This window comes from Burkholderia sp. IO2, assembly GCF_029522185.1.
GTDB classification, from domain to species: Bacteria; Pseudomonadota; Gammaproteobacteria; order Burkholderiales; family Burkholderiaceae; genus Burkholderia; species Burkholderia cenocepacia.
Genome location: NZ_JAKWFH010000115.1, coordinates 1 through 7811 on the forward strand (window position 1 = coordinate 1; position 7811 = coordinate 7811).

The 7811-nt window shown below is 69.7% G+C and carries 7 protein-coding genes; 2 read left to right on the top strand and 5 right to left on the bottom strand.

Annotated elements, in window-relative coordinates; all coding sequences use genetic code 11:
• A partial coding sequence (locus MMB92_RS34725; protein WP_277563254.1) for a lysozyme inhibitor LprI family protein occupies nucleotides 1–372 on the top strand: 372 nt, incomplete at its 5' end.
• Between the two features lie 78 nt (nucleotides 373–450).
• Here the strand turns inward: MMB92_RS34725 and MMB92_RS34730 are convergent.
• From MMB92_RS34730 to MMB92_RS34750, 5 genes are all read right to left on the bottom strand, one after another.
• Nucleotides 451–1134, bottom strand: a complete 684-nt coding sequence (locus MMB92_RS34730; protein WP_277563255.1) for an HAD family phosphatase — start codon at nucleotides 1132–1134, stop codon at nucleotides 451–453.
• 96 nt (nucleotides 1135–1230) lie between these two features.
• Nucleotides 1231–2640, bottom strand: coding sequence for an argininosuccinate lyase (gene argH, locus MMB92_RS34735; RefSeq protein ID WP_006484010.1), 1410 nt, complete (start codon nucleotides 2638–2640; stop codon nucleotides 1231–1233).
• Between the two features lie 89 nt (nucleotides 2641–2729).
• The gene (locus MMB92_RS34740) at nucleotides 2730–5066 is read right to left on the bottom strand and encodes a fimbria/pilus outer membrane usher protein (RefSeq protein ID WP_212123559.1); all 2337 of its coding nucleotides are present in this window, start codon (nucleotides 5064–5066) and stop codon (nucleotides 2730–2732) included.
• Nucleotides 5067–5136: 70 nt separating this feature from the next.
• A complete protein-coding gene (locus MMB92_RS34745; RefSeq protein ID WP_006484014.1) occupies nucleotides 5137–5847 on the bottom strand; it encodes a molecular chaperone in 711 nt (236 codons plus the stop codon).
• A gap of 6 nt (nucleotides 5848–5853) precedes the next feature.
• Nucleotides 5854–6390: a spore coat U domain-containing protein gene (locus tag MMB92_RS34750; protein ID WP_006484009.1), complete on the bottom strand. Its 537-nt coding sequence runs from the start codon at nucleotides 6388–6390 to the stop codon at nucleotides 5854–5856.
• A gap of 296 nt (nucleotides 6391–6686) precedes the next feature.
• Between MMB92_RS34750 and MMB92_RS34755 the strand changes: the two genes are divergently transcribed.
• Nucleotides 6687–7682 (top strand): spore coat protein U domain-containing protein, encoded by a 996-nt coding sequence (locus MMB92_RS34755; protein ID WP_012492815.1) that lies wholly within the window; start codon nucleotides 6687–6689, stop codon nucleotides 7680–7682.
• Nucleotides 7683–7811 lie beyond the last annotated feature (129 nt).

Genomic DNA, 7811 nt, shown 5'->3' on the forward strand with positions numbered 1-7811 from the left:
CGCTATGCGCCGCCGCCGGCCGCCGTGCCGGTTGCGGCGACGAGCGGTGCGCAGGGCGGTGCGGCTGCGGCGGCCGCGCCGGCCGGTACGAAGCCGGCGAACGCGCCGCGCGAGCCGGCGGTGCGCCGCGTGCGACCGTGCGTGCAGGATGCCGCGTGCGAGCATGCGCTGTTCGACCTGAACCGCTATTACCAGAAGCTGCGCCGCAAGATGCCCGCGCATTCGGCCGGGACGCTCGTGCGCGCGCAGCGCGCGTGGGTGGCGTTCCGCGATGCGACGGCGCCGCTCGTCGGCGAGGATGGCCGCGTCGACCTGATCGGCGCGCGCATCGCGACGATGAAGCGGCTGTCGGAGACGGCCGGCAACCGGTAACGGCGCGCCGCTTTCGAGTGGGCGACACGACGGAACGGGCACCCTCGGGTGCCCGTTTTGCATGGAGCGGTGTGCTGCCTACGCGGGCTGCGACGTGCCCTGCAACCCGAACCACGACGGCACGAGCGCGATCGCGTCGTCGAGCGACGCGAGCACGTGCAGGCTCAGCGCGACGATCTCGGGCGTCGGCGCCTTCAGATCGGGCACGGTGACGACCGCCGCGCCTGCGCCTGCGGCCGACTGCGCGCCGAAGTCGCTGTCCTCGAACGCGACGCACGCGTGGGCCGGCACGCCGAGGCGCTCGGCCGCGAGCCGGTAGACGGCCGGGTCGGGCTTGCCGCGCGCGACTTCGTCGCCGCCCGCGATCGCGCGGAAGAACGGCAGCACGCCGACCGCGCCGAGCCGCGCGCGGATCACGTCGCCCGCGGACGACGACGCGACCGCGCACGGAATGCCGGCCTGCGCGAGCGCGTCGAGCAGCGCGAATGCGCCGGGTTTCAGCGGAAACTTCGGATGCGGCTCGGGCGCCGCGAGCTGTTCGCGCACGCGGATGCGCACCGCGTCGAACGTAGCGGGGTCGCCGATCAGCCGTGCCAGGATCATCTGGCCTTCGGCGAACGAACGGCCGACGATCTGCAGGTAATCGATCTCGGTCAGCACGACGCCGTGCGCATTCGACACGTCGATCCACGTGTTCATGATGGTCCGCTCGGAATCGACGAGCAGGCCGTCCATGTCGAAGAGCGCGGCGGAAAAGGTCATCGGGGGCGTCCGTGAAGCGGGGAAGGCGACGGGCGGCGCGCTGGCTGCCCGAATGAAAAACGGACGCCGAAGGCGTCCGTCCGGAACCGCAGGCCGTTACTTGCCGAGCGCGGCGCGGGCCGCCTTGACGGCCGCACGCACCTGGTCGGGCGCGGTGCCGCCCGGATGGTTGCGGCTCGCGACCGAACCCTCGAGCGTCAGGTAGCCGAACACGTCGTCGCCGATCAGGTGCGCGACGTTCGGCAGTTCCTGCTTCATTTCGTCGAGCGTCAGGTCGGCGAGGTCGATGCCGCGGTCGTCGCAGATCTTCACCGCGTGCGCGACCGCTTCGTGCGCGTCGCGGAACGGCAGGCCGCGCTTCACGAGGTAGTCGGCGAGGTCGGTGGCGGTCGAGAAGCCCTGCAGCGCGGCCGCGCGCATCGCGTCCGGCTTCACGGTGATGCCGGCGACCATCTCGGCGAAGATCCGCAGCGTGTCGGCGACGGTGTCGACCGTATCGAACAGCGGTTCCTTGTCTTCCTGGTTGTCTTTGTTGTACGCGAGCGGCTGGCCCTTCATCAGCGTGAGGAGCGCCATCAGGTGGCCGTTCACGCGGCCGGTCTTGCCGCGCGCGAGCTCGGGCACGTCCGGGTTCTTCTTCTGCGGCATGATCGAGCTGCCGGTGCAGAAGCGGTCGGCGATGTCGATGAAGCCGACGCGCGGGCTCATCCACAGCACGAGTTCCTCGGAGAAGCGCGACACGTGCGTCATCACGAGCGCGGACGCGGCCGTGAATTCGATCGCGAAGTCGCGATCGGACACCGCGTCGAGCGAGTTCGCGCAGATGCCGTCGAAGCCGAGCGTCTTCGCGACCGCGTGACGGTCGATCGGGTAGCTCGTGCCCGCGAGCGCGGCCGCGCCGAGCGGCAGGCGGTTCACGCGGGTGCGGCAGTCGCGCATGCGTTCCGCGTCGCGCGTGAACATCTCGACGTACGCGAGCAGGTGGTGGCCGAACGTGACGGGCTGCGCGACCTGCAGGTGCGTGAAGCCCGGCATGATCGTGTCGGCGTTCTGTTCCGCGAGATCGATCAGCGCGCCGCGCAGGTCGTTCAGCAGGCCGCCGATGCGGTCGATTTCGCCGCGCAGCCACAGGCGGATGTCGGTCGCGACCTGGTCGTTGCGCGAGCGGCCCGTGTGCAGGCGCTTGCCGGCATCGCCGATCAGCGCGGTCAGGCGCGCCTCGATGTTCAGGTGGACGTCTTCCAGGTCGAGCTGCCATTCGAATTCGCCACGCTCGATCTCGCCCTTGATCTGCGCCATCCCGCGTTCGATCGCGGCCAGGTCGTCGGCGCTGATGATCTTCTGCGCGGCGAGCATGTTCGCGTGCGCGAGCGAGCCGGCGATGTCGACGAGCGCGAGGCGCTTGTCGAAAAACACCGACGACGTGTAGCGCTTGACCAGCTCCGACATCGGTTCCGAGAAGCGGGCCGACCAGGCCTCGCCCTTTTTGTGCAGTTGGGACGTCATGGCGATTCTTCGAAGGGGAGTTGGGCGGCTGGGCGCCGCCGAGGGAATCTTGCGATTCTAACATTCGCGACGCGGGCGGCCGGCGCGCGCTACCGCGGGCCGCAGGTCAGCGGGCCGATGCGCGGCAGCGTGCCGTCGTCCGGCCGCCGGTACGCGAATTCGACGGTGCAGTCGCGGCCGCCGCCGGAGATCTGCAGGTGGTTGTTCGCGACGAGGCCGTCGACGAAGGTCAGGCCGTCGTAGCCGACGATCGTGCGCTGGCCGCTTTCGACGTGGCGGACCTCGAGCCCCGGCGGAAGCGGCGTGCCGTCCGGCGCGCGCAGTGCGATCGACGCGGCGCTGTAGCGTGTGATGGCGAAGTGCGCGAGCACGCCGGAGCGGGCCTGCGGCACGACGTCGAGCGTCGTGTCGGCGATCCGCGCGTCGGCCGGCAGCGCGCTGCCGTCGATCGCGACGCGATTGTTCTGGTACGCATTCAGGTCGGGCACCAGCAGGTAGCCGGCCCGGTCCGTCGCGCCGATCAGCCGGTTCTGGTGCAGCACGGGCACGCGCCCCGTGTCGGTCGAGACGAGCGCGAAGCCGTCGTCGACGCGGCGCGCCGTCATCACCCGGCCGTCCATCAGCACGAACGCGCCCGTGACGTCGACCGCCGCGTTGCTGCGCCCGTCGAACGATTGCGCGAGCAGCGTGACCTGGCCGGCGCGGCCGAGATACTGCAACTGGCCCTGCCCGTAGCGCGTGCCCGCGTTGGTGCCGGCCTGCACGTTCCAGCCGAAGCCGCCGCCGTAGTCGGGCGGCCGCGATGCATTGAGCGTGTAGGTCGATTCGCCGTTCTGCCGCCCGGCGTTCGCGGAGACGGACGTGTTGCCGCCGAGCCCGATGCTCAGGCTCGCGAAGAAGCCGCGCGCGTCGCGTTGCCGGAAGTCCTGGAAGCCGCTGAACGCGATCGAGGTCAGCCCGCCGAGATTGACGAGATAAGCGATCGAGCCGATCCGCGACGCGGCGATGCCCGGATACTTGAGGGCCAGATAGCTGAACGACAGCGTTTGCGCGCGCAGGAACGGGAACGATACCGTCACGCGATCGGTGGCGCGCGAGACGGGCACGCCTTCGCGGCTGCCCAGGTCGACGTAGTCGCCGAATGCGCGCAGCGTCTGTGCGTCGATCGAGAAGCGCGACGTCACGTACTGGTAGCCGACGCCCGCCTGCACGCCGGTCCTGCCCGGCGCGCTGAGCGCCAGCGACGCGTTCGCCACGCCGCGTTCGCCGAGGCGCGCGAGTACGCCGGCGCCGGCGTTGTAGACGCCGGCCGTCGCTTCCCCGTGCGCTTCGACGGTCAGCCGCTCGCTGATCCCGTAGCGCAGCGAGCCGCTCGCCGCCGGCGTGCGCGCGTAGTCGAACGAATCGGTGCCGTACGCGCGGCGCAGGAAACCGGCTTCGAGCGAATGGCTGACGAGGCCGGGGGCCAGCAGGCGCGTATCGACGTACAGCGGAATCGACGTCGCGATCGAGCGGCCGAGCGCGTCGCGCGTGACGACCGTCGCGTTGCCCGCGCCGGTGATGCCCGGCACGCTGTTGATCACGAACGGCCCGCTCGGCACGTCGCCGCTGAACTGGCGCACGCTGTTCACGTACAGGTCGACCGACGTCGGCACGACCGCGCTGCCGGACAGCGCGGGCACCGGAAACGTGACGAGGTCGGGGCGCAGGCCGAAATTGCTGCGCCACTGCACGCCGCCCAGGCGCAGTGAGCGCGTCCAGGACAGCGACGACGAAATCGTGTCGCCGATCTGGGTCGTCGTGAGCGTGCGGGGATTCGAACGGGTCCATGACGTGTCGTAGCGCACGTAGCGCCGACGGTCGTCGTACAGGTACGCGATGCCGGTGCTGCTGAGTACGCCGGCCGGATCGAAATAGCGCGCCTCGCTCCAGACCGCGAGCGGTGCGCGCGCGATGGTTTGCGCGTAGGCATCGTAGTTCAGCACGAAGCCGCGGCCGGACGTGGCCGGCGGCGCGGCGGCGAGCGCGCGCGTATCGAACGTGTGCGGAATGCGCAGTGCGTCGGGCACGCGCAGGTCGAGCGTTTGCCGGCCGGCGTCGTAAGCGTAGTGCAGCCCCGCGAGCGTATCGAGTGCGACGAGCGTGTTCGACGGTGCGTTCGCGGGGCCGCCGGTCGCGATGCCCAGATCGTTCAGGTCGGCGGAGGCCGCGTACAGCCGCCCGTCGATCTGCCGGAACCGGGCGATCCGGTGCGTCGGTTCGCCATTGAGCGACACGTCGAGATACAACCCGTCGGCTTGCGCCGCGGCGTCGGACACGGCGGTGGGCGGTACCGGCTGCGCGCATGCGGCGAGTGCGCGCAGCGCCAGTATCAACGCCAGCGCGAGCGGCGCGGCGGTGGGCCGGGCCGGCCCGGCGTGTCGCACGGGGCAGTCGGTCCGGAGGGTCTTGCTCGGCGGCGGCACGGGCAACGTCGTGCGATCCTGCTCGGGGGGCTCAGGGCGGCGTCAACCGGGCTTCGACCGGCTGCGCGTTGACGGTCGCCTGGATCTTGACGAAGCGCGTGCCGGCGTCGAGCTTGAGCGGCCAGCGTCGCGTACTGCTCGCGAGCGCATAGCCGAGCAGCCCGCGCGTGATCTCGTGGACGCCGCCTCGCGCATCGACCAACCGGACCGCGGAAATCTGCGCCCGCCGTCCGCCGCGATTGTCGACCGTGAGCTGCATGCCGGTCCCGTCGGGTTCGACGCGCCAGTCGAGGCGCGGGGACGCTTGCGCGGCATCGGGCTCGATGAATACGGGCACGGAATAGCGCAGCCGGATCGTCACGCCGTTGTCGACCGGCGTGCCCGGCGCGGGCAGTTCGTCGATCAGCACGCGATAGCTCTCCTCGGCGGCCGGCGAGCCGCGGCTCGTGCGCACGAGCCGGATCAACTGCTCGGCGTTCGCGTCGATCTGCAGCAGCGGCGGCGACGCGGCGAGCGCGTCGGTCGGCGTCATCACGTCGGTACCGTTTTCCTGCGTCCAGCGATAGGTGCGGACCTGGCCGTAGATCGGCCGGCCGCCCGGGTTGCTGAGCGTCATGCTCGCGGCGGCCGCCGATGGCGGCAGTTCGATCGTCACGGGCGTGATCTGCAGCGTGGCGGCATGCGAGACGGCCGCCGCCCACCCGACGCACAGCGCGGCAAAGGCGCGCGGGAACAATCGCACGGCCCGTCAGAAATAGACGGTGGCGGTGACCGAGGCCTCGTAGGTGTCGGGCTTCGGCGTCGCCTGCGCGGGCACCTGGCCGTACACGTTCAGCACCTGCGCGGAACCGGTGCCGGTGCCGCCGACCGTGTCGGTGCCTTGCGTGTTGCCCCAGATCGTCGAGTGGCCCGAGTCCTGGTAGAGCTGGTAGCCGACCGTCGTGCCGGTATTGCCGGCCGTGGTACCTCCCATCAGCCGGCTGGCGACGGTCGAGCCGGTTACCGCTCCGGCGTCGAGCCCGACGTTGTAGGGTGTCGAGTTCGTGCAGGTGACGGAGACCGTCGTCTGCCGGTTGACCGTCGATGCGAGTACGCCGGTCGTGCCGAATGCAAGCGGGTTCGCGGCGATCGTGCAGTTCGCCTGGATCGTGAGCGTGACGTTGAATTGCGCGGTGGCCGTGCCGTTCGAATAGACTGCGGCAACGGTGACGGGCTGCAGCACCGGCGCGAATGCGAACGTGGCTGCGAGCATGGCTGAAAAAACACGACGTCGGGAATCTGTCATTATGATTGTCTCCTGCCGTTCAAGGGGTCGCCCGGCCGCGGAGTGCCTGCCGCGTGGTCTGTCGCCGGTCGCCGTTACCGCTCTGTCGTTGGTGGAAGACTACTCCACGGGTTCGGTCGCGCGCAATGGAGAAAACGCCGACCTGGCGTGCATTGTCCGGGGAGCGGACGGATTCCATCGGCCTATTTGACATGGATCAAGTAACAGTGCGAGCGATCGATGCGCAGACCGATACGATGATGGCGCGGCCCGATCCGCGAATCCGATCGGGCGGACGGTTTTTTTCGGGGAGGCGCATGGCGGATGACCGCTTCGACCTGGCGCGCCGCTGGATGCGCGCGCTCGCGTACCTGCTGCTGGCAGCGGTACTCGGCATGCCGTGGATGTCGGCGCGTGCGGATACGTGCACGGTGACGCCGCCGGTGCCGAGCTTCGGCTCGGTCAGTCCGATCACGCAACAGGCCTATACGACGACCGCGACGATGACCGTGAACTGCACGTGGGACACGCTGAGCCTGAACACCGGCGTGCTCGTGTGCGTGAACCTCGGCGGCACCAGTCCGCGCTACCTGAGCAACGGGACGAACCAGATGCAGTACGACCTGTATCAGGACGCGGGCTACTCGCAAGCCTGGGGCGCCGTGAGCAGCGGCACGACGCCGATATCGGTGACGTTGACGAAACCGGTGCTCGGCACGTCCGCGAGTGCGAACGTGACCATCTATGGTCGCATCGCGCCGAACCAGCCGACCGTGCCGACCGTGAACAACGGCAGCACCGTCTACACGCAGAGTTTCAGCGGCAACCAGGCCGCGTACAGCTACAGTTTTTCGCTGCTCGGCGTGCTGCCGACGCCGTGTGCGTCGCAGTCGACGGCTGGCACGATGACGGTTACCACGACCGCCACCGTCATCAACAACTGCATCATCAGCGCGACCGGCGTGGCGTTTCCGGCGGCAGGCGTGCTGGCGTCGGCGCTGACCGCGAGCGGCTCGATCAGCGCGCGCTGCACGAACGGCGACGCATTCCGGATCGCGTTGAACGGCGGCGGCAGTGGCAACGTCGCCGCTCGCACGATGCAGCGCGCGGGCGGCGGGTCGGTCAGCTATCAGCTCTATCAGGACAGCGGCTTCACGCAGCCATGGGGCGACGGCACCGCCGGCACGTCGATGGCGACCGGCACCGGCAGCGGGTTCGCGCAGGCAATCACCGTGTACGGCCGCGTGCCCGCGCAAGCGACGCCGGCGCCCGGCAACTACAGCGACACGATTACCGCGACGATCAGCTTCTGAGCCGCGCTTGTATGTTCAGTACTGACCAGTACGGTAAAGTCTGGTGGTAGCCAGACGAGACCGTGCAGTTTGCCCCGCGCTTGGGTGTTGGAGCCCGTGACTGAGTACAAAACGCACGGTTGCCGTGCT